Source organism: Cryobacterium inferilacus, from assembly GCF_019599185.1.
Classification (GTDB): Bacteria; Actinomycetota; Actinomycetes; order Actinomycetales; family Microbacteriaceae; genus Cryobacterium; species Cryobacterium inferilacus.
In genome coordinates, this window is the sequence record NZ_JAIEUL010000006.1 from 44,374 (window position 1) to 70,143 (window position 25,770).

The 25,770-nt window shown below is 69.3% G+C and carries 25 protein-coding genes; 11 read left to right on the plus strand and 14 right to left on the minus strand.

The window, feature by feature from the left end; translation table 11 throughout:
- Nucleotides 1-2: 2 nt before the first annotated feature.
- The gene (locus tag K2F54_RS07265; protein ID WP_220605202.1) at nt 3-611 is read right to left on the minus strand and encodes a dTDP-4-dehydrorhamnose 3,5-epimerase family protein; all 609 of its coding nucleotides are present in this window, start codon (nt 609-611) and stop codon (nt 3-5) included.
- 75 nt (nt 612-686) lie between these two features.
- On the opposite strand from K2F54_RS07265, the gene rfbB reads away from it, so the two are divergent.
- The 3 genes from rfbB to K2F54_RS07280 are packed head-to-tail and all read left to right on the plus strand — an operon-like array spanning nt 687 to nt 3,686.
- Complete coding sequence (gene rfbB / locus K2F54_RS07270) at nt 687-1,673, plus strand: dTDP-glucose 4,6-dehydratase (protein WP_220605203.1); 987 nt, start codon at nt 687-689, stop codon at nt 1,671-1,673.
- A gap of 16 nt (nt 1,674-1,689) precedes the next feature.
- Entirely contained in the window at nt 1,690-2,541 is an 852-nt protein-coding gene (rfbD, locus tag K2F54_RS07275) for a dTDP-4-dehydrorhamnose reductase (RefSeq protein ID WP_220605204.1), read from the plus strand.
- On the plus strand, nt 2,541-3,686 hold the full coding sequence (locus tag K2F54_RS07280) for a glycosyltransferase family 4 protein (RefSeq protein ID WP_220605205.1): 1,146 nt from the start codon (nt 2,541-2,543) through the stop codon (nt 3,684-3,686). The genes rfbD and K2F54_RS07280 overlap by 1 nt, the downstream gene beginning before the upstream one ends.
- A gap of 58 nt (nt 3,687-3,744) precedes the next feature.
- Here K2F54_RS07280 and K2F54_RS07285 read toward each other — a convergent pair whose 3' ends face one another.
- The 3 genes from K2F54_RS07285 to K2F54_RS07295 all read right to left on the minus strand — a co-directional run bounded on the left by K2F54_RS07285 (nt 3,745) and on the right by K2F54_RS07295 (nt 6,820).
- Nucleotides 3,745-5,109, minus strand: a complete 1,365-nt coding sequence (locus K2F54_RS07285) for an LCP family protein (RefSeq protein WP_255576825.1) — start codon at nt 5,107-5,109, stop codon at nt 3,745-3,747.
- The gene (gene purE / locus K2F54_RS07290; RefSeq protein WP_220605318.1) at nt 5,106-5,573 is read right to left on the minus strand and encodes a 5-(carboxyamino)imidazole ribonucleotide mutase; all 468 of its coding nucleotides are present in this window, start codon (nt 5,571-5,573) and stop codon (nt 5,106-5,108) included. The genes K2F54_RS07285 and purE overlap by 4 nt, the downstream gene beginning before the upstream one ends.
- Nucleotides 5,574-5,653: 80 nt before the next feature.
- On the minus strand, nt 5,654-6,820 hold the full coding sequence (locus tag K2F54_RS07295) for a 5-(carboxyamino)imidazole ribonucleotide synthase (RefSeq protein ID WP_220605206.1): 1,167 nt from the start codon (nt 6,818-6,820) through the stop codon (nt 5,654-5,656).
- A gap of 106 nt (nt 6,821-6,926) precedes the next feature.
- Between K2F54_RS07295 and K2F54_RS07300 the strand changes: the two genes are divergently transcribed.
- Nucleotides 6,927-7,472 carry a GtrA family protein gene (locus K2F54_RS07300; RefSeq protein WP_220605207.1) on the plus strand — a complete coding sequence of 182 codons (546 nt, stop codon included), beginning with the start codon at nt 6,927-6,929 and terminating at the stop codon, nt 7,470-7,472.
- Here K2F54_RS07300 and K2F54_RS07305 read toward each other — a convergent pair.
- Both K2F54_RS07305 and K2F54_RS07310 read right to left on the minus strand, forming a co-directional pair.
- Nucleotides 7,431-7,994 (minus strand): PH domain-containing protein, encoded by a 564-nt coding sequence (locus K2F54_RS07305; protein ID WP_220605208.1) that lies wholly within the window; start codon nt 7,992-7,994, stop codon nt 7,431-7,433. The two genes, K2F54_RS07300 and K2F54_RS07305, sit on opposite strands and share 42 nt — an antisense overlap.
- A gap of 6 nt (nt 7,995-8,000) precedes the next feature.
- Nucleotides 8,001-8,843 carry a biotin--[acetyl-CoA-carboxylase] ligase gene (locus K2F54_RS07310; RefSeq protein ID WP_220605209.1) on the minus strand — a complete coding sequence of 281 codons (843 nt, stop codon included), beginning with the start codon at nt 8,841-8,843 and terminating at the stop codon, nt 8,001-8,003.
- A 182-nt stretch (nt 8,844-9,025) separates the two neighbouring features.
- Between K2F54_RS07310 and K2F54_RS07315 the strand changes: the two genes are divergently transcribed.
- Both K2F54_RS07315 and K2F54_RS07320 read left to right on the plus strand, forming a co-directional pair.
- A complete protein-coding gene (locus tag K2F54_RS07315) occupies nt 9,026-10,624 on the plus strand; it encodes an acyl-CoA carboxylase subunit beta (RefSeq protein WP_220605210.1) in 1,599 nt (532 codons plus the stop codon).
- 8 nt (nt 10,625-10,632) lie between these two features.
- Nucleotides 10,633-10,872 (plus strand): acyl-CoA carboxylase epsilon subunit, encoded by a 240-nt coding sequence (locus tag K2F54_RS07320; RefSeq protein ID WP_220605211.1) that lies wholly within the window; start codon nt 10,633-10,635, stop codon nt 10,870-10,872.
- 281 nt (nt 10,873-11,153) lie between these two features.
- On the opposite strand, the gene K2F54_RS07325 is transcribed toward K2F54_RS07320, so the two are convergent.
- The 4 genes from K2F54_RS07325 to K2F54_RS07340 are packed head-to-tail and all read right to left on the minus strand — an operon-like array spanning nt 11,154 to nt 15,538.
- Nucleotides 11,154-12,203: a hypothetical protein gene (locus K2F54_RS07325; protein WP_220605212.1), complete on the minus strand. Its 1,050-nt coding sequence runs from the start codon at nt 12,201-12,203 to the stop codon at nt 11,154-11,156.
- Nucleotides 12,200-13,435, minus strand: coding sequence for a sensor histidine kinase (locus K2F54_RS07330; protein WP_220605213.1), 1,236 nt, complete (start codon nt 13,433-13,435; stop codon nt 12,200-12,202). The genes K2F54_RS07325 and K2F54_RS07330 overlap by 4 nt, the downstream gene beginning before the upstream one ends.
- A gap of 52 nt (nt 13,436-13,487) precedes the next feature.
- Nucleotides 13,488-14,201 (minus strand): response regulator transcription factor, encoded by a 714-nt coding sequence (locus K2F54_RS07335; protein ID WP_220605214.1) that lies wholly within the window; start codon nt 14,199-14,201, stop codon nt 13,488-13,490.
- Nucleotides 14,202-14,224: 23 nt separating this feature from the next.
- A complete protein-coding gene (locus K2F54_RS07340; RefSeq protein WP_220605215.1) occupies nt 14,225-15,538 on the minus strand; it encodes a class I SAM-dependent RNA methyltransferase in 1,314 nt (437 codons plus the stop codon).
- Between the two features lie 41 nt (nt 15,539-15,579).
- Here K2F54_RS07340 and K2F54_RS07345 point away from each other — a divergent pair, with 41 nt between their 5' ends.
- Nucleotides 15,580-16,239: a Maf family protein gene (locus K2F54_RS07345; protein WP_220605216.1), complete on the plus strand. Its 660-nt coding sequence runs from the start codon at nt 15,580-15,582 to the stop codon at nt 16,237-16,239.
- Nucleotides 16,240-16,341: 102 nt separating this feature from the next.
- Nucleotides 16,342-18,105 carry an acetyl/propionyl/methylcrotonyl-CoA carboxylase subunit alpha gene (locus K2F54_RS07350; protein ID WP_220605217.1) on the plus strand — a complete coding sequence of 588 codons (1,764 nt, stop codon included), beginning with the start codon at nt 16,342-16,344 and terminating at the stop codon, nt 18,103-18,105.
- Between the two features lie 100 nt (nt 18,106-18,205).
- Here K2F54_RS07350 and K2F54_RS07355 read toward each other — a convergent pair whose 3' ends face one another.
- Nucleotides 18,206-19,645 (minus strand): NAD(P)H-quinone dehydrogenase, encoded by a 1,440-nt coding sequence (locus tag K2F54_RS07355; RefSeq protein WP_220605218.1) that lies wholly within the window; start codon nt 19,643-19,645, stop codon nt 18,206-18,208.
- Nucleotides 19,646-19,714: 69 nt separating this feature from the next.
- Here K2F54_RS07355 and K2F54_RS07360 point away from each other — a divergent pair, with 69 nt between their 5' ends.
- Nucleotides 19,715-20,548, plus strand: coding sequence for a purine-nucleoside phosphorylase (locus tag K2F54_RS07360; RefSeq protein WP_220605219.1), 834 nt, complete (start codon nt 19,715-19,717; stop codon nt 20,546-20,548).
- Entirely contained in the window at nt 20,545-22,494 is a 1,950-nt protein-coding gene (locus K2F54_RS07365; protein ID WP_308287566.1) for a phospho-sugar mutase, read from the plus strand. The genes K2F54_RS07360 and K2F54_RS07365 overlap by 4 nt, the downstream gene beginning before the upstream one ends.
- 45 nt (nt 22,495-22,539) lie before the next feature.
- On the opposite strand, the gene K2F54_RS07370 is transcribed toward K2F54_RS07365, so the two are convergent.
- The 3 genes from K2F54_RS07370 to K2F54_RS07380 are packed head-to-tail and all read right to left on the minus strand — an operon-like array spanning nt 22,540 to nt 24,414.
- A complete protein-coding gene (locus K2F54_RS07370; RefSeq protein ID WP_220605220.1) occupies nt 22,540-22,812 on the minus strand; it encodes a PTS sugar transporter subunit IIB in 273 nt (90 codons plus the stop codon).
- Complete coding sequence (locus K2F54_RS07375; protein WP_220605221.1) at nt 22,809-23,291, minus strand: PTS sugar transporter subunit IIA; 483 nt, start codon at nt 23,289-23,291, stop codon at nt 22,809-22,811. Before K2F54_RS07375 ends, K2F54_RS07370 begins: the two co-directional genes overlap by 4 nt.
- A gap of 28 nt (nt 23,292-23,319) precedes the next feature.
- Entirely contained in the window at nt 23,320-24,414 is a 1,095-nt protein-coding gene (locus K2F54_RS07380; protein WP_220605321.1) for an adenosine deaminase, read from the minus strand.
- 373 nt (nt 24,415-24,787) lie between these two features.
- Between K2F54_RS07380 and K2F54_RS07385 the strand changes: the two genes are divergently transcribed.
- Nucleotides 24,788-25,699, plus strand: a complete 912-nt coding sequence (locus K2F54_RS07385) for a DUF559 domain-containing protein (protein ID WP_308287567.1) — start codon at nt 24,788-24,790, stop codon at nt 25,697-25,699.
- Nucleotides 25,700-25,770 lie beyond the last annotated feature (71 nt).

Genomic DNA, 25,770 nt, shown 5'->3' on the forward strand with positions numbered 1-25,770 from the left:
GGTCAGTTCCGTTCGTTGAGCGACTGGTAGTAGGCACGGGCGGCGTCCCAGCTGGGCAGCAACCCGCTCGCGGCGGCCTCGGCGAGGCTGGGCGCGTCGGTGTCCTTGGGCGAGAGCAGCAGCTCACCGGCCGCGGACGGGAAGATCAGGCCGACCTCGTCGTCGAGCGGGTTGATCCCGTGCTCGGCGCCGGCGCTGTAAGTGGAGGAGACCAGGTAGCTCACGGTGGCCTTGTCGGTCAGGGCGACGAAGGCGTGGCCGAGGCCCTCGGAGAGGTACACGGCCTTGCGGTCGACGTCGTCCAGCAGCACCGAGTCCCACTGGCCGAAGGTGGGCGAGCCGACCCGGATGTCGACGATGAAGTCGATGATCGCGCCGTGCGTGGCGGTGACGTACTTGGCCTGGCCCGGCGGGATGTCGGCGAAGTGGATGCCGCGCACCACACCGCGGCTGGACACGCTGGTGTTGGCCTGACGCAGGTCCAGCGGGTGGCCGACGGCCTCACTGAGCTTGTCGAAGCGGTACCACTCGAGGAACACTCCCCGGTCGTCCCCGAACTGCTTCGGGGTCACCTCGTAGGAATCGGGCACGGATAGTTCGCGAATCTGCACGTTTGCCAGCCTAGCAATGCGCGTCCGTTACAATCGCGTAGGCACCTTACGCAAAACGGATTGGTTACTTACTCTATGAAGATTCTCGTCACCGGCGGCGCCGGGTTCATCGGCTCGAACTTCGTTCGCCGAACCCTGCAAGACGCTTACCCCGGACTGGAAGGCGCTGAAGTCGTCGTTCTGGACGCCCTCACCTACTCCGGCAACCTGGAGAACCTGGCCCCAGTGGCCGACTCCCCCCGCTACACCTTCGTCAAGGGCGACATCCGCGACGGCGCCCTGCTCGACTCCCTCTTCCCCGGCCTGGACGCGGTGGTGCACTTCGCCGCGGAGTCCCACGTGGACCGGTCCGTGCGCGACGCGTCGATCTTCGTCGAGACCAACGTGCTCGGCACCCAGCAGCTGCTCGACGCGGCCCTGCGCAACAACCTGCCCCGCTTCGTGCACGTCTCCACCGACGAGGTCTACGGCTCCATCGCCGAAGGCTCCTGGAACGAAGAACGCGCCCTCGAGCCCAACTCGCCGTACTCCGCGTCGAAGGCCGGCAGCGACCTGCTCGCCCGCAGCTACCACCGCACCCACGGCCTGAACGTGTCGATCACCCGCTGCAGCAACAACTACGGCCCGTACCACTTCCCCGAAAAGGTCATCCCGCTGTTCGTCACCAACCTCATCGACGACCTGCACGTTCCCCTCTACGGCGAGGGCAACAACATCCGGGACTGGCTGCACGTGGACGACCACACCCGCGCCATCGCGATGGTACTCGTCGACGGGCGCGCCGGTGAGATCTACAACATCGGCGGCGGCACCGAGCTGACCAACAAGGAACTCACCGAGATGCTCCTTACGTCCGCCGGTAAGGACTGGTCATACGTCGACCGCGTCGCCGACCGCCTCGGCCACGACCTGCGCTACTCCGTGGACATCAGCAAGATCCAGGCCGAACTCGGCTACACCCCCCAGGTGCCCTTCGAACAGGGCCTGGCCGACGTCGTGCAGTGGTACCGCGACAACCGCAGCTGGTGGGAACCCCTCAAGGCCCGCGCGGCACTGAGCTGAACGGCGCCTGACCGACATGACCCGTTACCTGATCACCGGCGCGGCCGGGATGCTCGGCCGTGACCTGCAGGACGCCCTGAGCGGCCGCCAGGTCACCGCTGTGGACCGCAGCGAGCTGGACATCACCGACCTCGCCGCTGTTCGGGAGGCCGTTGCCGGCCACGACGTGATCATCAACGCGGCCGCGTACACCGCGGTGGATGCCGCTGAGGACGACGAGGCGACCGCGTACGCCGTGAACGCCATCGGCCCGCGCAACCTGGCCATCGGCGCCGCCGCCGTGGGCGCCAAGCTCGTGCAGATCTCCACCGACTACGTCTTCGACGGCACCGGCAGCACGCCGTACCCGGAGGACACCGAGATCGACCCGATCAACGCATACGGCCGCACCAAGGCCGCCGGGGAGCAGTTCGTGCTCACCGAGAACCCCGCCGGCAGCTACATCGTGCGCACCGCCTGGCTCTACGGCGCGCACGGGCCGAACTTCGGTCGCACCATGCTCACTCTCGCGGCCGGCCGGGACACGGTTTCCGTCGTCGCCGACCAGTTCGGCCAGCCGACCTGGACCGTCGACCTGGCCCGCCAGATCGTGGCGATGCTCGACGCGGATGCGCCGGCCGGGATCTATCACGGCACCAGCGCCGGGCAGACGAACTGGTTCGGCTTCGCCAAGGCCGTCTTCGCCAGCGCGGGCCTGGACCCCGAGCGGGTGCTGCCCACCGACGGCAGCAAGTTCGTGCGCCCGGCTCCGCGGCCGTCGTACTCCGTGCTCGGCCACGACGCCTGGGCCGCCGCCGGCCTTGAGCCCATCCGCCCCTGGACCGAGGCCCTCACCGACGCCGCCGCCCACGGCGCATTCACCCCATAGTGATCACCCTCCGCGTCATCGTCGATCAGCTGGTCTCCCCCGTTCCCGGCGGTCTCGGCCGGTACACCGAAGAACTCACCAGGTCGCTGATCAGCACCGCGCCGACCGACTGCGTCGTCGAGGGCATCGTCTCGGCCACCACCGCCGAGCACTACGACCAGATCACCACGGCTCTACCCGGCCTGGCCGGCCTGCACAAGATGGCCCTGGCGCGGCGGGAACTCTCTGCCGCCTGGCAGCTGGGCGTGGCCACCTCCGCCGGGCACGGCCTCGTGCACGCCCCCGGACTGTTCGCTCCGCTGCGCCGTCACGACCGGGTGCGCGACGAGACCCAGGTGGCCGTGACGGTGCACGACGTGCTCGCCTGGACGCATCCGGAATCGCTCACCCCGACCACGGTGGCGCGCACCAAGCTGATGCTCAAGCGGGCCCGCAAGCACGCTGACGCCATCGTGGTTCCCAGCCACGCCCTGGCCGACCAGCTCGGCGAGATCATGGATTTCGGCGACCGCATCCGCGTCATCGGCGGGGCGGTGAGCAGCAATCTGCGCCTGCCGACGAACTCCGCCGCCACCGAGGCCCTGGCGACCAAGCTGGGCCTGCCCGACCAGTACATCCTCACAGCGGGCACCCTCGAGCCCCGCCGCGGCGTCACCGCGCTCATCGACGCGCTGGCTCGGCCCGGCGCCTCCGACCTGCCGTTGCTCGTTCTCGGCCCCGACTCCTGGGGGGAGCTGACGCTCGCCTCCGTCGCCGACGAGGCCGGACTGGCCCCAGACCGGGTGCGGTCGTTGGACGCCCTGACGGACCAGGAACTCGCTCTGGTGATCTCCCGGGCGTCGGTGTTCGTCTACCCGAGCCTGGAGGAGGGTTTCGGCCTGCCGATCATCCAGGCGTTCACGTTCGGCACGCCCGTCATCCACTCGGATGCGCCCGCCCTGGTCGAGGCCGGCGGCGACGCGGGCTTCACGGTGGAACGCGACGACGCGGCCGGATACCCCGAGCGCCTCGGCGCCGCCATCGACCGGGTGCTCGGCGACACCGAACTGGCCGACCGGTTGCGCATCTTCGGCAGCGACCGGGCCAAGGCCTTCACTTGGCGCGACACCGCCGAGCGGGTCTGGCAGCTGCACGCCGACCTCTGATCCACCGGCAGCCTCCCACCGTTCCGTTCCGCGAGTATGTCCCGCGCAAGCGGACGGGTCAGGGGGCAGGCGTCTCGGTGGGCGGGTTGAGTGCGGCGTCGATCAGCTCGGCGATGTACTCGTAGTCCGGCTCGGTCGGGTCGATGCCGTTGTCCGGGACCAGTTCGACGGAACCGACCGGCAGCTTCTGGGTCTTGGTGGCGAGGTTGGTGAAGTACCCGAGCATGCCCTGCGGCACATCCGTCCTGACGACCTGCTCGCCGGCCTGCGCCACGCCCTGGAACTTGGTGAGCACGTTCGCCGGGTTGAACTGCTGCAGGATGGCTTCCTGCAGGACGCGCTGGCGGGCCATCCGGTCGTAGTCACTGGAGCCGTGCCGCGCCCGGCCGTACCAGAGGGCGGTGAAACCGTCCATGTGCTGCTGACCGGGCTCCACCCAGCCCTCAACGTCGCTCAGGTCCTCCAGCTGGCCGCCGATGGGCAGCCGCTCCTCCACGTTGATGTCGACGCCGCCGAGGGCATCGATGAGCTGGGAGAAGCCCTCCATGTCGATGAGCACGTAGTACTGGATAGTGAGCCCGGTGACGCCGCTGGCCGCGTCGCGCATGGCCTCGATGCCGGGCTCGCTGCCCTCCTCGACGGCGTTGGGGTACATCTCCGGGCTCTTGAGCTCGACCTCGGTGTAGATCGAGTTGAGCTGGCAGACATCCACGTCACAGGTGTTGTTGTAGCCGTACCCGTTCGGGTACACCGCGTTCAACGGCGACTCCGCCGGGAACGGGGCGTGCTCGAGGTCACGCGGCAGTCCGATGATGTCGGCCTTGCCGGTGTCGGCGTCGATGCTGACCACCGAGGTGCTGTCAGGGCGCATGCCCTCCCGGTCGGCGCCGGCGTCGCCGCCGAGCAGCAGGATGTTGTACCGGCCGTCGACGGGCGGCTCGGAGGGGCCGGCGGTGAACACCGAGGAGAGGAACCCGCTGGCGGTGGTGGCCACGTAGGCGCCGTAGCCCGCGGTGCCGGCCACGACGATCATGGCGACGGTCGCGAGCCCGGCGATGAACGGGCGGGCCTTCGGGCGGGCCTTGACCAGGCGGACCAGTCGGATGGTGTCCAGGGTCAGGACGACCCACACCACCGCGTAGAACACCATCACGATCGCGAGCACCCACAACCCGATGGAGTTGGTGGCGATGGTGAGCAGAACCTCAGGATTGACCAGGTACAGCACGGCGGCCACGACCAGCAGCGCCAGGAAGCTCAGGGTGGCGCCGAGCCCGAACCGGCCCATCCTGCGGTTGCCGGCCAAAACCTGGGCCGACCCTGGGATGAGCAGGTTGAGGACCACGAGCCACCAGGCCCGCCGGGTCATGAGCTGGCTGGAACCGGAATTCGGGTACCGGATCGGGCTGCTGGCGCTGCTCATAGTTTCGCTTGGAGGGCCGTGTTCTTCTGCTCCACCTGCTCGCTCAGGGTGGCGGCGTACGCCTCAAGCTTGAGGCGCAGTGAGTCATCGGCCGTGGCCAGGATCTTGACCGCGATCAGCGCCGCGTTGCGGGCGCCGCCGATCGACACCGTGGCGACCGGCACCCCGGCCGGCATCTGCACGATCGACAGCAGCGAGTCCAGGCCGTCCAACCGCCCAAGCGGCACGGGTACACCCACGACGGGCAGGGTGGTCACGGCGGCGAGCATGCCGGGCAGGTGCGCCGCACCGCCGGCTCCGGCGATGATGACCTTGAGGCCGCGCCCGTGCGCATCCGCCCCGTACCGCATCATCTTCTCCGGCGTGCGGTGCGCGGACACCACCTGGACCTCGTGGCCGACACCGAACTCGGTCAACAGGGCGGCGGCGTCACTCATGACGTTCCAGTCCGAGTCCGACCCCATCACCACTCCGACGAGGATGGCGGGACTGTTTTCGGGCACGGGAGTTCCGGGGTTGTCTGGCACGGAGTCGATCTTAGGCTTTAGTCCTGAAAAAACGCCGCAGTGGCACGCGCCTGGTAGGTGACCGAGTCCAGATCGGAACCCGTCGCCGTCACGTGGCCGATCTTGCGGCCCGGCCGGGGGTCCTTGCCGTAGTTGTGCACCTTGACGGTGGGCTGGTCGGCGAACGCGGCCGGGTAGCGGTCGGCCATGCTGCCCGTTGCCGGGCCGCCGAGCACGTTGACCATCACCGACCACGGTTCGCGCAGCCCCGTGCCGCCGAACGGCAGGTCGAGCACGGCGCGCAGGTGCTGTTCGAACTGGCTCGTCGTGGAGCCGTCGATCGACCAGTGCCCGCTGTTGTGCGGGCGCATCGCCAGCTCGTTGACCAACAGCCGGCCATCGACGGTTTCGAACAGCTCCACCGCGAGCACCCCGGTGACCCCGATGCCCTCCGCGACGCGTTCGGCGATCTCTGCGGCGAGATCGCTGACGCGGCCGGCCGACTTGGGGGCGGGGGCGATGACCTCTGCACAGACGCCGCCCTGCTGCACGGTCTCCACCACCGGCCAGATCGCCAGTTCACCGGACGGACGCCTGGCGACGACCTGGGCCAGTTCGCGGCGGAAGTCGACGAGTTCCTCCACCAGCAGGGCGCCGCCGTTGGCGTCTTCGGCCAGGGCCAGGAACCAGTCGTCGGCTTCGTGGGCGTGCTCGACGACACGAACGCCCTTGCCGTCGTAGCCGCCGCGGGCGGTCTTGACGACGGCCCGGCCGCCGTGGTCGGCGAGGAACACGGCCAGCTCGTCGGCGTCCTGCACCCGGGCCCAGTCGGGCACGGGCAGGCCGAGTTCGGTCAGGCGTTCGCGCATGAGCAGCTTGTCCTGGGCGTAGAGCAGCGCGTCCGGTCCCGGGTGCACCTGGATACCCCGGCTGACCAGCTCACGCAGGATCGCCTGCGGAACGTGTTCGTGGTCGAAGGTGACGACGTCGACGGTCTCGGCGAAGGCGAGGACCGTGGCCAGGTCGCGGTAGTCGCCCACCGACACCGCTGCCAGGCTCGCGGACATGCTCTCGGCTTCGGCGAGGACCCGAAGGTCGAGGCCGAGGTTCACCGCGGCCGGGATCATCATGCGGGCCAGTTGACCGCCACCGATCACACCAACGATCGTGCTCATTTGTTCACCAATTTCTGTGCGAGCGTTCATCCGAGGGCGGGGAACTCTCAGGCTCAGGATTTCGCCGCATCATAGACTTCGAGGGAGCGCAGTTCTCGCCCCATGTTCCATTTTCACTCATCGGCCGGACGGATACATGTCGAGAATAACCGTCAGCAGAGACCGACTGCTCGCCTTCGTGGCGCAGCTCGCGAAGTTCGGCATGGTCGGACTGGTCGGTTTCGCGGTCGACATCACGGTCTTCAACCTGCTGCGGGCCACGGTGCTCTCCCCGGATGCCGTTGAGGCGGGCCCGATCTGGGCGAAGGTGATCTCGACGGTTCTGGCCATCCTGGCGAACTGGGTGGGCAACCGGTACTGGACCTTCTCCAAGGACCGCCAGTCGCAGACCCTGCGGGAGGGCCTGGAATTCTTCGCCGTCAGCCTGGTCGGCATGGGCATCGGCCTGGCCTGCCTGTGGGTGAGCCACTACGTGCTCGGCTACACCAGCGTGCTGGCCGACAACATCTCCTCGAACGTCGTCGGCCTGCTGCTCGGCGCGGTGTTCCGGTTTGTGCTGTACCGCTACTGGGTGTTCTCGCCGACGCGACGCGCGACCCCGACCGCGCCGGCCGGCCAGACCGCGACGGGTTCGCTGCGGCTACCGGCCCGTCCAGAAGGTCGACTGGTCACCGAGCGCTGACGGGTCGGTTCCGAACCCCGGCGCCGCCCGCGCCTGCTGGGCCCTGGCCCGCTCGGAGAGTTCCTGCAGCGCCTGCTGCACGAGCGTGGCATCCGGCACGTCCCGCAGCTCGAGCCAGTGCTCCCCGCCGAAGCTCAGCCGTACGGTGCCAGACCGCAGCAGCGACTGCAGCCAGGTGCGGCGCACACTCACGTCGTAGCCGCGGCTGTGCAGGAGCTCCTGGCGGGTGCGCACGAAGATGCCGTGCACAAAGATGATCCGCCTGGTGGTGATGGTGTACCGCCGGGTGAGCCAGGACACCAGCGGCAGCAGCCAGAGCAGCGTCACCACGGCCGCCGCTCCAGCGAGCAGGAGCGTGTTCTGCCACGGTTCGCTCAGGCTGCCGGAGTAATACCCGGTGACCCCGCAGACACTGAACAGGATCAGGGTGGGCCAGAACAGGGCCCGGCCGTGCGGGCGCAGACGAGCGACGACCACCTCTGCCGGCGGGGCCGCTGGGCTCGTGCTCGCTGGGTTGGTCATAACCCATTAATACCTCAGGTGGGTCACATCCCCGGCGGCGACCGCCTGCAGCTCGCCCGTCGCCTGCTCCTCCACGATGAGCCGGCCGTCGGGGTCGAGGCCAACGGCCGTGCCGATCAGGTCCTCCCCGCCGGGCAGCTCCACCCGCACGGCCGCACCCAGGGTGCCGCACAGGGCGGTGACCCGCGCGTGCAGGCCGCTGGCGACGGGATCGGCCCCCGCGGCGAGGAATGCCTCGGTGAGGTCACGCACTTCGGTGAGGTAGGCCGCCACGACGGCATCCGGGTCGGGAACGGCGCCGGTGACCAGCAACAGCGACGTGGAGGTGAGCGTGGGCAGGTCGTGCTCGTCGAGGGCGAGATTGAGACCGGTGCCGATGCACAGGCCGCTCGCGTCCGGCAACAGTTCGGAGAGGATGCCGGAGACCTTGTAGCCGTCGATGAGCACGTCGTTGGGCCACTTGAGGGTCACCTCGTGCCGGGGCGAATCGTCGGCGGCGGTATCGACGGTGACCTCCGTTGCGGCTTCGACCACGCCCCGGACGGCCTGGGTCATCGCCGCACCGGCCAGCAGCGGAAACCAGCCGTACCGGTTGGCGGGCAGCGGGCCGGTGGCCAGCCTCGGCCGCAGCAGCACCGAGATGGCCAGGGACTTGCCGCTCGGAGCCAGCCAGGTGCGGCCCAGGCGGCCGCGACCGCTGGTCTGGTTGTCGGTGACGACCACCGACAGGTCGGGCCAGGCCTGCGCATCCGGCCCCGTCGCCCGCGTCACCAGCACATCGTTGGTGGAGCCGGCCTCATCGAGGTACTCGAACCGGGCGCCGATGCCGCTGCTGATCGGAAATTCCATCTGTCCTGTCGCTTCCCACACCCCGCCGTGGGGTGCATAACTCCTGCAATTCTGCCCAGTTTGACCAGGAACCGGGTATTTGGTGGCCACGGCAGCGGAATTGCAGGAGTTATGCACCCGGGCAGGGCTGGTGAGGGCGGCGACTCTGGGGCGGGCATGGCGGGGCCGGTAGAGTGAACGGCGTGACTGAGAACCCGACCGGACCCGACCTGTACACGACGGCGGGAAAACTCGCCGACCTCAAGCAGCGCTATCACGAGGCCGTGACCGCCAGCGGTGAGGCGGCCATCGAGAAACAGCACGCCAAGGGCAAGATGACCGCCAGGGAGCGCGTCGCCGAGCTGCTCGACGACGGGTCGTTCGTCGAACTCGACGAGTTCGTGCGGCACCGCACCGTGGCGTTCGGCATGGAGAAGAAGCGCCCGTACGGTGACGCGGTCGTCACCGGTACCGGCACCATCCACGGTCGCCAGGTGGCGGTGTACTCGCAGGACTTCACCATCTTCGGCGGCTCGCTCGGCGAGGTCGCCGGCGAGAAGATCATCAAGGTGATGGACCTGGCCCTCAAGACCGGGGTGCCCATCATCGGCATCCTCGACTCCGGTGGAGCCCGCATTCAGGAGGGCGTCGTCGCCCTCGGCAAGTACGGCGAGATCTTCCGCCGCAACACCGCAGCCTCCGGCGTCATCCCGCAGATCTCGATCATCTGCGGGCCCGCGGCCGGCGGTGCCGTCTACTCCCCCGCCCTCACCGACTTCGTCATCATGGTCGACAAGACCAGCCAGATGTTCGTCACCGGCCCCGACGTGATCAAGACCGTCACCGGCGAAGACGTGGGCATGGAAGAGCTCGGCGGCGCGCTCACCCACAACTCGGTCTCCGGCGTGGCGCACTACCTCGCCAGCGACGAGTCCGACGCGCTGGACTACGCCCGCACCCTGCTGAGTTTCCTGCCGGACAACAACCTCGCCGAGCTGCCCGTCTTCGACAGCGAGGTCGAGCTCGAGACCACGGATGCCGACCAGAAGCTCAACACGCTGATCCCGGACTCGCCCAACCAGCCGTACGACGTGAAGACCGTGATCGAGCACATCGTCGACCACGGCGACTTCCTCGAGACCCAGCCGCTGTTCGCGCCGAACATCGTCGTCGGCTTCGCCCGCATCGAGGGCCGCAGCGTCGGAATCGTCGCCAACCAGCCCAACTCGATGGCCGGCACCCTGAACATCCCGGCCGGTGAGAAGGCCGCCAGGTTCGTGCGGTTCTGCGACGCGTTCTCGATCCCGATCCTCACCCTGGTGGACGTGCCCGGCTTCCTGCCCGGCACCGACCAGGAGTGGACCGGCATCATCCGCCGCGGCGCGAAGCTGCTCTATGCCTACGCCGAGGCCACCGTGCCGCTGATCACCGTGATCCTGCGCAAGGCCTACGGCGGCGCGTACATCGTGATGGGCTCCAAGCAGCTCGGCGCCGACATCAACCTGGCCTGGCCCACCGCGGAGATCGCGGTGATGGGCGGCCAGGGCGCCGTGAACATCCTCTACCGGGCCGAGATCAAGAAGGCCGAGGACGGTGGAGAGGATGTGGCCGCCGTTCGCAGCCGACTGGCCAACGAGTACACCTACAACGTGGCCAGCCCGTTCCTCGCCGCCGAGCGCGGCGAGCTCGACGGGGTCATCGAACCGGCCGCGACGCGGGTCTCCGTCGTGAAGGCGTTGCGGGCGTTGCGCACCAAGCGTGCCAGCCTGCCGGCCAAGAAGCACGGGAACATCCCGCTGTAGGCGGCACCATGACCGACACCGAGAACCCCAGCGGCTTCGACCCTGCCGACCTGACCTTCGTCACCCGCGGCGTCACCGACCAGGAGGCCGCGGCCGTGACCGCGGTGCTGCGCGCCCTGCTGCGGGAGGAATCCGACAGTCTGCGGGCCGCCCCTGCGGCGACCAGGAGCGCCTGGCTGGACAGCCAGCGCGCCATCCGGCCGGTGCTCGCTCGCGGTGACGAACGTTGGCGGGGCTTCACGGCCTGAACCGCTGGGATCGCCGGCGGACACTGTCCCCCTAAATGACGACTTTTTCCGCACGGGCGTCGGCACCATTATTGTTAGTGCTGGGTGACGCTCTTCGGAGCGGCACACTCAATCATTCGCCGACTAGGGTAAGCAGGCGAATGTTTTGGGGGCGCGTCAGGGCGACATTCGGGTTGTCGCCTCGACACGGATTGTTGGGAGGGGATCTGCCTAAGGGCGGGTCCCCTTCCGCATGTCCGGTGCGTCGCCCGTGCGCCCGGTGCGGATGCCACCGCACGGGCTCAGTGCCGCCTGGTGGCCCGGCGCAGCTCAGGGGTGGCCCGCGGGATCTCCAGCCACAGGTCGACCTCTTCGTCTGGCGATTCCTGGCCGAGCGCGCTCAGCCGCGGGTCAGGGCCGCTCAGGCCCACCACGGTGACGGCCGTGCCGGCGTCATCCGCTGCCGTACGGGCAATGATGGTCGCCGCCGTGGTGCCGGCCATCGCGTCGGCCAGCGTGTTCAGCACTACCTCGAGAGCGGCTCCGGTGAGGTCGTCGATGCCGCCCTCGTCGAGCAGGGTCACGATCGCCCCCCGTCGCCTGGCACTCATCACCTCACGGCGCACGGCGTCGTTGAGCAGCCGGCGACCGCGGATCTCATCCCGGATGGCGGCCTCCAGGTAGCGGCATTCCAGCCGGTCAGCGTTGGAGAGCACGCCGGCACTGTCGGTGATGCGGCGCAGCATGGGCGCGGCGAGCCGGATGGTCTGAGCCAGGCGCACCTGGCGTTCATAGAGGTGCGCCTCCTGCGCCGCCTGCCACTCGGTGGCCTCGCGCTCAGCCAGGCCGTACTGGCGGGCGTCTCTGCCGGCCTTCGCCAGCGCCCTGGAGAGCATCACGGCGATGGCGACCCAGACCACACTGCCGATCACGCCCATCGAGGCGAGAGCTCCCGCATTGGCCGAAACGAGCGTGTGAGCGACCAGGAAGGCCGACCCCACCCAGGCCAGGGTGGCGCGCCTGCGCGTGGCCGTGATAGTCATCAGGGTGCCGACGGCGGCCACGTACCAGGTGGCGTAGCCGTTGTCGGACACCGACCAGTCGAGTTGGCTGCCCACCAGGAGCGGAATGGCGATGCACACCGCCACGTTGAAGAACCCCTGCCAGAGCGACATCCTGGCCGGGCTGGTGGGCCACAGGCTCATGATCGTGGCCACCACGTAGAGCAACACCGCCTGCAACACCGGCTCCGGCGCCCTGGCGACATCCAGCGAGTAGAACGCCAAAACCACGTGGTAGGTCGAGAACAGGGCGGCGAGTACCAGGATCAGGCCCCTGGGCACGGTGATCATGCGTCGACCTCGCCCTCGGTGAGCGGCCACTCGATGAGGATCGAGGTGCCGGTGCCCGGTGCGGATCGCACGTGCACCACACCGCCGGCAGTGGCGACCCGCTCCTGGATGGAGATGCGCAGGCCCAGGCGTTCGCTGGGTACCGCGGCCGGGTCGAAGCCGACCCCGGTGTCGACGATCTCGATGGTGCAGCCGCCCAGCAGGTTGGAGTTCATCCGCACGGATCGCTGCACGGCGTCGGTGCCGGCGTGCTGGATGCTGTTCACGATCGCCTGGGCGCTGGCCGCGATGAGCGCTTCGCTCGCGTAGGTCGGCAGGCTGAGGTCTTCGGCGTCGCAGTCGATGAACTCGATCGGTTCCTCGAACCGGGTGGCGATGGCCCGGATCTCGCTCTTGAGGCGACCGAAGGAGACCATGCTGTCGTCACCGGCCGGAACGGCCCCGGCCTCGGTGAGCTGGGTGATGGCATCCTCCGCCATGGTCGCGGCCAGTTCGGCGGCCTTGGGAGTGGTCGCCGCGGCGGCGGACAGCAGGGCGGCCAGTACGCTGTCGTGCACGATCGAGTCGACCTGCACCCGCTCCACCTCGGTGGCGTGCTGCCGCACGGCGGCGGCGTAGGTGGACAGCGCCGTGGTCTGGGCGGTGTCGACGGCGGCCGTGGCCTGGCGCAGCATGGTGATGATGATGAGCACCACCTGGCCGAGCAGGATCGCGTAGAAGGCGTCGAGGAAGCCGAGCATCGGCTCCGCGCCGCCGCCGGCCGGGAGCACTCGCACGATGCCGTAGGCGAGCGGGGCGAGGATCGTGTAGATCATCGCCCACCAGAGCGGGAATGACACGGCCGCGCAGGCGGTGGCGACGGTGCAGAGGTACCAGAGCCACGGTTTGCCGTCGAGTACGGCGTTCGGGGAGATCAGCATCGTCGGCCAGGCGATCAGGGCGACCAGGTAGACCATCGCGAACACGCCGGCGGTGACGCGGATGAAGGTTTTCACCAGGGTCGCCAGGATCGCCATGGCCAGCGCGGCGAAGATCAGGGCGGTGAGCATGACCCCGAGGCCAGGCCTAAGTACGTCCAGCTGGTCCAGCATCGCCGGGTAGGTCTGCAGGGCGAAGATCAGCCCGACGCCGCCGACGGCGCGGGACACCACCCGTTCGATCTGCGCCCGGCTGATCGGCTTCCGCGGCGTCTTGGACTCGTTGAGGAGGTCGGCACCGAGCTGGTCGGACACGCTAGGTCCTTGCGCGAGCCTGAACGATCGGACCGGCGCTGCCTCCGCGGGCCTAGCCGCGGCCATCCCCGCCATCCGGGTCCAGCCCGGGCAGGATGCCGTCTTCCACGGCCCGTCGCAGCAGGTCCACCTTGGTGGGCGCCGGCCGGCCGACCTCGACGTACTTCACCCGGATGCGGTCGAGGTACTCCCTCGCGGTGGAGTGCGCGATGCCGAGCTGCATGGCCACCATCTTCAGCGGCAGGCCGGAGGCGTAGAGGTGCAGAACGTCGCGTTCCCTGCGGCCGAGCTGGGCCTTGGCGAAGTCCCGGTCGGCGTCGATCGCGGTGGCCCACTCCAGGTTGTTGAGCACGTCCCCGCGGGCGACGGATGCGACGGCGGCCATGACGGTCGTGGTGGGTGACGACTTGGGGATGACGCCGGCGGCTCCGGCCGCGAGGGCCTCCCGCACCAGGGCGACCCGGTCGGCGATGCTGTGCACGAGCACGGCGGCGCCGGTGCTGCGGGCGAGGTGCACGTTGTCGGTGACGAGGGACCCGTCGCCCAGCGACAGGTCGAGCACGATGATGTCCACCGGACGGTCGGCGATGCCGTCGACGAGCTCCCGTACCGTCGCCGCAGCGTCGACCACGTCGAACCCGGCGTTCTCGCAGGCGGCCTTGATGCCCAGCCGCACCGACTCATGGTCGTCGGCGATTCCCACGCGGACGGGATGGTCGAGCACGCTCGGTGCTGGATCGGGCTCGGTCACGGTGTGCTCTTTCATTAGGGGCTGCCAACCAAGGATAACTATCGGGTGAGGAGTGCGACGGCCTCGACGTGGTGGGTGTTGGGGAACAGGTCGAAGGCGCGCAGGCTGCTGAGCGTGTAGCCGTGCCCGGCGAACAGGGCCACGTCGCGGGCCAGGGCGACGGGGTCGCAGGCCACGTAGACGATCTGGGCGGGCGACAGCTCGGCGAGCTTGTCGACGACATCGGCCCCTGCCCCGGCGCGCGGCGGGTCGAGCACCACGGTTGCGGCCTGCTGCCGGCCCCGGTTCGACGCGGTGGCGTCCCGGGTGAGTCCGGCCAGGAACCTGTCGACCCTGTCGGTGTGGGCGCTGGCGCCGACCCACTCGGCCAGGTTCTCGGCGGCGAAGCCGGTGGCCTGAGCGTCGCTCTCCACCGAGGTGATGCGCACGTCAGGCCCGAACTTGGCGCCGACGGCAGCGGCCAGCAGGCCCACACCGCCGTAGAGATCGAGGTTCGCGGCCTTGGGGTCGAACAGGTCGGGGTCGATGGCGTCCTGCACCGCGGCGAACAGGGTCTCTGCGGCGCGGGCGTGCACCTGCCAGAAGCCGGCGGCGTCGAGCCGGAACTCGCGGTCGCCGACCAATTCGGTGATCGGCTTGGGCGCGGTGCGGCGCCGGCGGCCCTTGTCATCCTGCTCGGCGACGAGAATCTGCACCGGGCCGGTGCTGGGCGCGATGACGTCCACGGATGCGGCGCCCGCGAACAGCTTGTCCAACGGCGCGGCCATTTCCAGGGCGTGCACCGCCAGCGGCAGGTCGTCGACAGGGATCACCTTGTGCGACCGGGCCGCGTACGGGCCGATGATGCCGCTCTCGGTGACGTGCAAGCGAACCCTGGTGCGCCAGCCGGTGCCGTCCATGGCGTCGCCCGGCGACGCATCCGCCGCCACCGGCACGGCCTCGACGGCGACGTCGGTGTCGACACCGGCCATGCGGTGCAGCGCGTCGGCGAGCACCTGACGCTTGAGCTCCCGCTGGTGGCCCAGTTCGATGTGCCCGAACTCGGCGCCGCCGGCGCGGTCGGCGGGGTCGCGGTCGATGGCCGCTGCGGCCCAGATGTGCGGCTGGCGTTCGGGGGCGGCCTCGAGGACCTCGACGGTCTCTGCACGCCAGAAGCTCTTCTTGTTCGCCTCGGTCAACCGGGCTCGCACCCGCTCGCCCGGGAGGGTGTCGCTGACGAAGACCACGCGGCCCTCGTGCCGGGCAACGAAGATGCCGCCGTGGGCTACGTTGGTGACGTCGAGTTCGAGCTCGGTGCCGACCTCGCCTTCGGGGATGCTCTGATTAGCCTGACGATTAGTGTTGGTGCCCATTGAATGAGCATCCCACATCTGCCTGCCGCCTGAAGGGTTCCATGCGCCTCCACCTCGCCTCCACCTCCCCCGCCCGGCTGTCGTTGCTGCGCGCGGCGGGCATCGAACCGGTCACGATCTCGCCAGAGGTCGACGAGGATGCCGTGGCCGCCGCCGAGGCGGCGCGCCTGGGCGCCCCGCTCACACCGCACCACGTGGTGGAGCTGTTGGCGCGGGCGAAGGCGGAGGCCGTGGCCAGCACCGGCGCCGCCCTCGGCATCGACGGCCTGATCCTCGGTGGCGACTCGGTGTTCGTGCTCGACGGCGTCATCTACGGCAAGCCGCACACGCCGCAGCGAGCCAGGGAACGCTGGCAGCAGCAGCGCGGGCGCACGGGCATCCTGTACTCGGGGCACTGGCTGATCGAGCACACCGACGGCCGTATCGGCCGGGCCGTCGGCGCCGTCGCCGAGGCCTCGGTGACCTTCGCCGACGACATCCCCGACGCCGAACTCGACGCATACATCGCCACCGGCGAACCCCTGTTCGTGGCGGGGGCGTTCACCATCGACAGCCTCGGCGCGCCGTACATCACGCGGATCGAGGGAGACCCGTCCACGGTGGTCGGTCTCTCCCTGCCGACGTTGCGCCGATTGGTCTCTCGGCTGGGCTATGACTGGCCCAGCCTGTGGAATCGGGGTACTTCGGCCCTACCGGAGTGACCGGCATCCGGAGTCCGTTGTAGGCGACCTCACTGATTAGACAAAGCTTCTTGTGGGAAAGAACCAAAAATGCGGCGGTCCTGACCAATAAGCTCAGTACCTATGTCGCGTATAACGAAGGTCCTCATCGCCAACCGGGGCGAGATCGCCGTCAGAGTGATCAGAGCAGCGAAGGACAGCGGCATCCTGTCGGTCGCCGTGTACGCCGACCAGGACCGGGACGCCCTGCACGCCCGCCTCGCCGACGAGGCCTACGGGCTGGACGGCACGTCGAGCGCCGAGACCTACCTGGTGATCGAGAAGATCCTCTCCATCGCCCGCCGCTCCGGGGCAGACGCCGTGCACCCCGGCTACGGCTTCCTGGCCGAGAACGCCGCCTTCGCCCAGGCCGTGATCAACGCCGGCCTGATCTGGATCGGCCCGTCGCCCACCGCCATCGAGCAGCTCGGCGACAAGGTGTCGGCCAGGCACATCGCCGAGAAGGTGCACGCGCCGATGGCGCCAGGCACCCTCAACCCCGTCGCCGACGCCGACGAGGTGCTCGCCTTCGTCGACCAGCACGGCCTGCCCGTCGCCATCAAGGCGGCCTTCGGCGGCGGTGGCCGCGGCCTCAAGGTGGCCCGCACCCGCGACGAGGTGCCTGAGCTCTTCGACTCCGCCGTGCGCGAAGCCGTCACGGCGTTCGGCCGCGGCGAGTGCTTCGTGGAGAAGTACCTCGACAAGCCCCGGCACGTCGAGACCCAGTGCCTGGCGGATGCGCACGGCAACGTCGTCGTCGTCTCCACCCGCGACTGCTCCCTGCAGCGCCGCCACCAGAAGCTCGTCGAAGAGGCGCCGGCGCCGTTCCTCACCGAGGCGCAGACGACCGAGATGTACCGGGCGTCGAAGGCCATCCTCAAGGAGGTCGGCTACGTCGGCGCGGGCACCTGTGAGTTCCTGATCGGTCAGGACGGCACCGTCTCCTTCCTCGAGGTGAACACCCGTCTGCAGGTGGAGCACCCCGTGTCGGAGGAGATCACCGGCATCGACCTGGTGCGCGAGCAGTTCCGCCTCGCCGAGGGCGGCGTGCTCGACTACGACGACCCGGTGGCCGTCGGCCACTCCTTCGAATTCCGCATCAACGGTGAGGATGCCGGTCGCGGCTTCATGCCGGCCCCCGGCCCCGTGCACGTGTTCAAGCCCGCCGGCGGACCCGGCGTGCGCGTGGACAGCGGTGTGCAGTCCGGCGATGTGATCTCGGGCTCGTTCGACTCGCTGCTGGCAAAGCTCATCGTCACCGGCGCCACCCGCGAGCAGGCCCTGGAGCGTGCCCGCCGCGCCCTCGACGAGTTCGAGGTCGCCGGTCTGCCCACCGTGCTGCCGTTCCACCGCATGATCGTGCGCGACCCGGCCTTCGCCCCTGTGGACGGCGCCGCGTTCTCGATCTACACCCGGTGGATCGAGACCGAGTTCGAGAACACCATCGAACCGTGGACGGGTTCCGTCGAGGACCGCGCCCACACCGCCGCACGCCACAGCGTCGTCGTCGAGGTGGACGGCCGCCGCATCGAGGTGAGCCTGCCGAGCAAGCTGCTGCCAGGCGCCGCGTCGGAGAAGACCGGCGGACCCGCACCCCGCCGACGCACCGCGTCCCACGCCGTGAGCAGCGCCACCGGTGACGCCGTCAAGGCGCCCATGCAGGCCACCATCGTCAAGATCCTCGTCGCCGAGGGCGACTCCGTCGTCAAGGGCGACCTGCTCCTGGTGCTCGAGGCCATGAAGATGGAGCAGCCGCTGACCGCGCACAAGGACGGCGTGATCGGCGCGATCGGCGCCGACGTCGGGGCCACGGTCTCCTCAGGTCACCTGCTGATGACGGTCGCCTAGCGGCTCGCACGCAACTGTTCCCCGTGCGGACAACTGGTCCCGGTACACCGGGTGCAATTGTCCGCACGGGGAACAGTTAGTTGCGGATATGGGTGCTGGGTCAGTAGTGCACCTTGTGCATGGCGCGCGCGGCATCCGTGATCGAACCGGTCAGTGACGGGTACACGGTGAACGCCTCGGCGACCTCGTCGACGGTGAGACCGTGCTCGACGGCCAGGGTGAGCGGGAAGATCAGTTCGCTGGCCTTGGGCCCGACGATGACGGCGCCGATGACGGTGCCGGTGCCCCTAGAGGCGATGAGCTTGACGAAGCCGTCCTTGATGCCCATCATCTTGGCGCGCGGGTTCGACTCGAGCGGCATCTTGTGCACCTCGCCGCGGCGGGCGCCCTCCTCGATCTCCTTCTGGGTCCAGCCGACCGTGGCGATCTCCGGCTGGGTGAAGATGTTCGCGGCCACGTTGCGGATCTCGATCGGATTCACGGCGTCGCCCATGGCGTGGTACACCGCGGTGCGGCCCATCATGGATGCGACGGAGGCCAGCGGCATCTCCGTGGTGCAGTCACCCGCGGCGTAGATGTTGGGGATCGAGGTGCGCGCGACCCGGTTCACCCGGATGTGGCCGGACTCGGTCAGCTGCACACCGGCCTCCGCCAGGCCCAGCCCCGCGGTGTTCGGCACGGCGCCGACGGCGACGAGGCAGTGGCTGCCCTCAACGGTGCGACCGTCGGTGAGGGTGACCAGCACGCCGCTGTCGGTGCGCTCGGCGGAGGCGGCGCGGGACTTGTTCAGCACCACCATGCCGTTGCGCTTGAACACGTTCTCGATCACGGCGGCGGCGTCGACGTCTTCGCCCGGCAGCACCTGGTCGCGGCTGGAGACGAGGGTGACCTCGGCGCCGAGCGCCCGGTAGGCGGAGGCGAACTCCGCGCCGGTGACGCCGGAGCCGACCACGATCAGGTGCTTGGGCACGGACTTGAGGTTGTACAGCTGGGTCCAGGTGAGGATGCGTTCACCGTCGGGCATCATGCTCGGCAGGGTGCGCGGGCTGCCGCCGACCGACAGCACGATGGTGTCGGCCTCGACCCGGTCGAAGTCGGTGCCGGAGCCGTCGTCTCCGGTGGAGACGATCACCGCGTCCCTGCCGTCGAGCCGGCCGTGGCCGCTGAGCAGCTTCACGCCGGCCTTGACGAGGCTTTCCCGCATGTCGCGGGACTGCTCCCTGGCCAACCCCAGCAGGCGCTTGTTCACGGCGGCCAGGTTGATCGCCACCTCGGGGTGCAGCGGCTTGCCGGCCTCGTTGCGGGCGAAGAACTGCACACCCAGGTCGCTGGCCTCGCGGATCGAGTTCGACGCCTCAGCGGTCGCGATCAGCGACTTGGAGGGCACCACGTCGGTGAGCACGGCAGCTCCGCCGACGCCGACGCGTTCGATCAGCGTGACCTCTGCACCCTGTTGGGCGCCGGCGAGTGCGGCTTCGTAGCCGCCGGGGCCGCCGCCGATGATCGCGATGCGCTGTTTTCGTTCGAACTCGTAAGGCATTCACTTATTCTGTCCTCCCGCACGCGACCCGCCAAACCGTGCGACCTCACGGGCAATTAGAGTAGGAGGATGCTCACGACCGAGATCAATCCTCTTGACGCGCCGGAAACCAACCCTTTCGACGTAGCCAGGACCGCCGCCCAGGACATCGCTGACGCCACCGGCGTCGCCCACCACGACATCGCCCTCACCCTGGGCAGCGGCTGGGGCAAGGCTGCCGACCTGATCGGGGAGACCACCCACACCATCCCGGCGCAGGACATCACCGGGTTCAGCGCTCCGGCCCTCGCCGGCCACGGTGGCATGCTGCGGTCGGTGCTGCTGCCCAGCGGCAAGCGCGCGCTCGTGATCGGCGCCCGCACGCACTACTACGAGGGCCACGGCGTTCGCCGGGTGGTGCACAGCGTGCGCACCGCCGCCGCCACGGGTGCCACGACCATGATCCTCACCAACGGTGCCGGCGGCATCCGCGAGACCTGGACGCCGGGCACCCCGGTGCTGATCAGCGACCACATCAACCTCACCGCGGACTCGCCGCTCGAGGGCGCCACCTTCGTCGACCTCACCGACCTGTACTCCCAGCGTCTGCGCGACCTCGCCCGCGGCATCGACTCCACCCTCGACGAGGGCGTGTACTGCCAGTTCCGCGGTCCGCACTACGAGACGCCCGCCGAGGTGCAGATGGCCAAGGCCATCGGCGGCCACATCGTGGGTATGTCCACCGCGCTGGAGGCCATCGCTGCCCGCCAGGCCGGCATGGAGGTGCTCGGCATGTCGCTGATCACCAACCTGGCCGCCGGCATCCAGAAGACCCCGCTCAGCCACGGTGAGGTGCTCGAGGCCGGCCAGGCCGCCGAGGCCACCATCAGCGCCCTCCTCGCCAACATTGTGGCCGCGCTGTGAGCCACGACGACGAGACCCCGGTCGACCCCGCCGCCATGCGGCCGCGCGGGGCGCACGCCGCAGCATCCGCTGACCTGCCGGATGCCCCCGCGACGGAGCCGGCCGACGAGGCAGAGCCGCAGACGGCCGTGTTGGACACCGTCGACACGATTGACGCCGAGAGCGCACCCCGCACCGCGGTACTGGACACCGTCGAGGACGGCGAGGTCCTCGCCGCCACCGCGGTGCTGGACACCACCGCCACCGACCCGGTCAACAAGCTGCTCGTGACCGCGACGGCCTGGCTCGCCCAGGATCCCGACCCGGAGACCCGCGCTGAGCTGCGCCTGCTCATCCAGCAGGCCCAGGACCGCGACCCGGCCGCCGTCGCCGACCTGCACTCCCGCTTCGACGAGCGTCTCGCCTTCGGCACCGCCGGTCTCCGCGGGGCCATCGCCGCCGGCTCCAACCGGATGAACCGGGTGCTGGTCAGCCAGGCCGCCGCCGGATTGGCCGCGTTCCTGCTCACCGCCGCCGCCGAGCGCCGCCCAGGCAGCATCCCCTCCGTGGTGATCGGCTACGATGGCCGCCGCAACTCGCACGTCTTCGCCACCGACACCGCCGCGATCATGGCCGGAGCCGGCGTGCGCGCCGTGCTGCTGCCGCGCCTGCTGCCCACCCCGGTGCTGGCGTTCGCCGTACGTCACCTGGGCGCCAGCGCCGGTGTGATGGTCACGGCCTCGCACAACCCGCCCAACGACAACGGCTACAAGGTCTACCTCGGTGACGCCGACGCTGGTTCGCAGATCGTCTCCCCCGACGACGTGACCATCGCCGCCGAGATCCAGAAGGTCGCAGACACCCAGCTCGTCACCGAGCTGCCGCGGGCCGCGTACGAGACCGCCCCAGAGTCGGTCGTGCAGGCCTACGTCGACGCCACTGCCGCCGTCGCCCCCGCGCCGCGCGCACAGGTGAAAACCGTCTACACGGCGCTGCACGGCGTCGGCTGGGACACCACCCGCCGCGTACTCGACGCGGCCGGATTCGCCCTGCCCACCCTCGTCGACGCACAGATCGCCCCTGACTCCGCGTTTCCCACCGTCGCGTTCCCCAACCCCGAGGAACCCGGCGCGATGGACCTCGCCTACGAGACCGCGCGCGAGGTGAACGCCGAACTGATCATCGCCAACGACCCGGATGCCGACAGGCTCGCCATCGCCATCCCCGACACCGACGCACCGGAAGGGTACCGGCGCCTCAGCGGCAACGAGATCGGCGCCGTCCTGGGCTGGCGGGCGGCCGAGCTGGCCGCCAACGCGCCTGGCGACGGCGGTGCAGACGGCACGCTGGCCTGCTCGATCGTGTCCACGCCGGCGCTGAAGGCCGTCGCAGACGCCTACGGGATGCGCTTCGCCGACACCCTCACCGGGTTCAAGTGGGTCTCCCGCGCCAACGGTCTGGTCTACGGGTTCGAAGAGGCCCTCGGCTACCTGGTCAACCCCGGCACGGTGCGCGACAAGGACGGCATTTCGGCCGCCGTCGCCCTGTTGTCCCTGGTCAGCGAGCTCAAGGCCGAGGGGTTGACCCTCGCAGACCACCTCGACGCCTTCGCCGAGAGGTTCGGCTTCTTCGCGTCCAGCCAGATCTCGGTGCGCGTGACCGACCTGACCGAGATCGACCTGGTGATGGCGCGCCTGCGGCAGAGCCCGCCCGCGATGATCGGCAGCAGCACCGTCGACCACATCGACGACCTCTCCGGCGGCTTCAACGGTCTGCCGCCGAGCGACGTGCTCCGGATCGTGCTCGCCGACGGCTCCCGGGTGATGGTGCGGCCCAGCGGCACCGAACCCAAGCTCAAGGTCTACCTCGACACGCACAGCACCACCGGCACGCTCGCCGAACGGCGCGAGGCCGCATCCGCTGCCCTCGCCGAACTCGACCGGGGCATGCGCGCGCTGATCGGCTGATCGTTTGTGCGGCGGATGCCCTGGCCGGGCATCCGCGGACGGCGCCTAACCCAGGGCGGCTTCGAGCTTGGCGGTGAGTTCGTCGAGGTCGAAGAAGTTGTCGATGATGATGACGTCGGCGTTGGTCTTGCCGATCGACGGCACCAGCTCAGACGAGGTCAGGATGACCTGCGCGTCTGCGGCGGCCAGCTTGACGCTGGCAATGTCGGCCGCGGTGACATCGGCCTCGATGTCCAGGCGCTCGAGGGCGCGTTCGGCGTTGACCTTGAGGATGGCTGACGTGCCGATACCGACTCCGCACAGTGCGACGATCTTCATGATGTTTCCTCCGTGCTGGCGTCTTCGCCGGTTGGTGCCGCGATGCCCAGGAGCGAGCGAACGGTTGCTGCGTCCGGAGCCGCTGCCAGCGCCGGGATGATGCTCGAATCGTTGAACACGTTGGCGAGCTCGGCCACGAAGTGCACGTGCTCGTCCCCGGTGGTCACGGCCAGGCCAAGGACCACATTGACCGGGTCGTTGTGCGGATGCCCGAACGCGACCGGTTCGGCCAGTGTGACCACGCTCAGCCCCTCGGTGAGCACATCGGGGCCAGGCCGGGCGTGCGCGAGGGCCAGTCCTGGCGCGATCACGACGTAGGCGCCGAATTCCTCGATGACCCCCACCATCCGTGCGGTGTAGCCGGGGGCGGTGGAGCCACTGCGCTCCAGGGCGTCTCCGGCGGCGCCGATGGCTGCCCGCCAATCGGGCACGTGCAGGCCGACGTCGATGGCGTCGAGGGGAAGCGGGGGAAGCGACATGGCTGCTTTCACGGTGGGTTGGGTCGAACTAGACGTCGGCAAAGCCGGCGACGATGGCATCGGCGAGTTCCTCGCGCTCCTCGAGCGGGAGGAATGCGCTCGACGCCGCGTTGAGCTGCAGGGCCTCGAGGTCATCGAGGTCGTACCCGAACGCGTCCGACAGCAGGGCGAGTTCGCGGCTGAGCGTTGTGCCGCTCATCAGCCGGTTGTCGGTGTTGACGGTGACGCGGAAACCGAGCTGGTAGAGCAGGTCGAACGGGTGGTCGAGGATGTCGTCGCCCCAGGCGGCGATGGCGCCGGTCTGCAGGTTGGACGACGGGCTGAGCTCCAGCGGGATCTCCCGGTCGCGCACCCACTGGGCGAGCGGGCCGAGGGTGACGTAGGTGTTGTCCTGGTCTTCGCGGCCGATCTCGATGTCTTCGGCCAGGCGCACCCCGTGCCCCAGACGGAGGGCACGGCCGTCGATGAGGGCGCCGCGGATGCTGGCCAGGCCGTCGCCTTCACCGGCGTGCACGGTCACCGGGAAGAGGTTCTGGGCGAGGTAGTCGAACGCCACCCGGTGCTTGGCGGCGGGGAAGCCGGCTTCGGCGCCGGCGATGTCGAAGCCGACCACGCCGAGGTCACGGTGACGCACTGCGAGTTCGGCGACCTCGAGCGAGCGGTCGGCGTGCCGCATCGCGGTGATCAGCTGACCGACCTTGATGGTGATGCCGGCCTGGGCGACACGGGCGATGCCCGCCTCGATGCCCTCCTGCACGGCATCGACAGCCTGGTCGAGGGTGAGGCCGCCGGCGAGGTGCTGCTCGGGAGCCCAGCGCACCTCGGCGTAGATGACGCCGTCGAGGGCGAGGTCTTCGACGAACTCGCGGGCGACGCGCACGAGGGCGTCGTGGGTCTGCATGACGGCGACGGTGATGTCGAAGGTCTTGAGGTAGTCCTCGAGCGAGCCGGTGGTGGACTGGCTGACGAACCAGTCCGCCAGGTCTGGCTCGGTGGATGCCGGAAGGTCGAGGTCGATGGCCTCTGCCAGCTCGATGATCGTCGCTGCCCGCAGGCCGCCGTCGAGGTGATCGTGCAGGGAAACTTTGGGCAGGGTGTTGATGCTGATGCCGCTGCCGGGCATCAGATATTCCTCAGAGCTGGTATTCACCCGTCCAATCTATCGCTCCGCCGCTGGGTGCGCCCCGATGCGGCCACATCCGCCCCTGGTCGAAGCCCGAACCGCCCGTATCGCGCCAATCGCCACGCGAACGGACACTTTGGGCCCACTATTTGGGCCGCGACGGGCCAATGCTGTCCGTTCGCCGAATTGGGATTTTGCGAGTGGGCAGTTGGGGCCCGTCAGCGGGCTGCAGACGGGCCGGAACTGTCCACTCGACGGGGCTTGATTGAGCGGGCGGTGGATAACTCTGACGCGCCGGCGAGGGAGCTGGCACGGTGCTGGAATGTCTCGTCGATCAGAATTGCCCCGCGGTCTTCCCCCGGAGGGTTTCACCGTGGCCGACGCCCGGGCAGCCGGTGTCAGCCGTAAGCGCACGCGCGCACGCGACCTGGAGATGCCGTTCCGCGGGGTGCGTGCGGTGGCGGGCAGCGGGGATGCGGTAGCCGGGCGTGCTCGGGCCTACGCCGCTCGGATGCCCACCGACCATTTCTTCAGCCACACCACGGCGGCGCTCTTGCTCGGTCTTCCGCTGCCGCGGCGGCTCGAGAACGATCCAAGGCTGCACGTGAGCGTCCTGTCTCCCGGGCGAGCGCTCCGGATGCGCGGTGTTGCGGGTCATTCACTGCAGCATCGTCCCGGACTGTGGATCGTCAACGGGCTCCCGGTGACAGACCCTGTAACCACCTGGTGTGACCTCGCCGTGAGCCTCGGGCTTGACGACCTCATTGCCGTTGGCGATCACCTTCTCGGCAAGCTCGAGCCGGCGGCCTCGATGGACGAGCTTGGTGCGGCCGTTGCGGCGAGGGCCGGCCGACGCGGGGTCCACCGGCTGCGCGAGGCGCTGGAATGGGTGCGCCCCCGGGTCGAGTCCCCGCGCGAGACCCGCCTGCGACTGCTGGTGGTGCGCGCAGGATTCCCCGAGCCCGACACCAACCTCGATCTGCATCTACCCGCCGGCCGCAAGCGGGCACGCGGAGACCTGGTCTACATGCGGTACAAGATTTTGGTGGAGTACGACGGCGAGCAGCATCGCACCGACGACGCGCAGTACGCGCGTGACCTGGAACGCCTCGACGATCTGGCTGCGGCAGGCTGGCGGGTCATTCGGGCGGCGAAGTTCAGCCGACCCGCCAAGATCCTGTCACGGCTCGACGAGGCTCTTCGCGCCCGGGGCTGGCGCCCCGAACTCCCCACGCCGAGAGGACAGTTGCGGCCCGTCGCGAGCCTCCACACGGGCCACAAGTGACCACTCGCGAGAGGACACCCAGGCGAGAGGACAGTTGCGGCCCGTCGCGAGCCTCTACACGGGCCACAAGT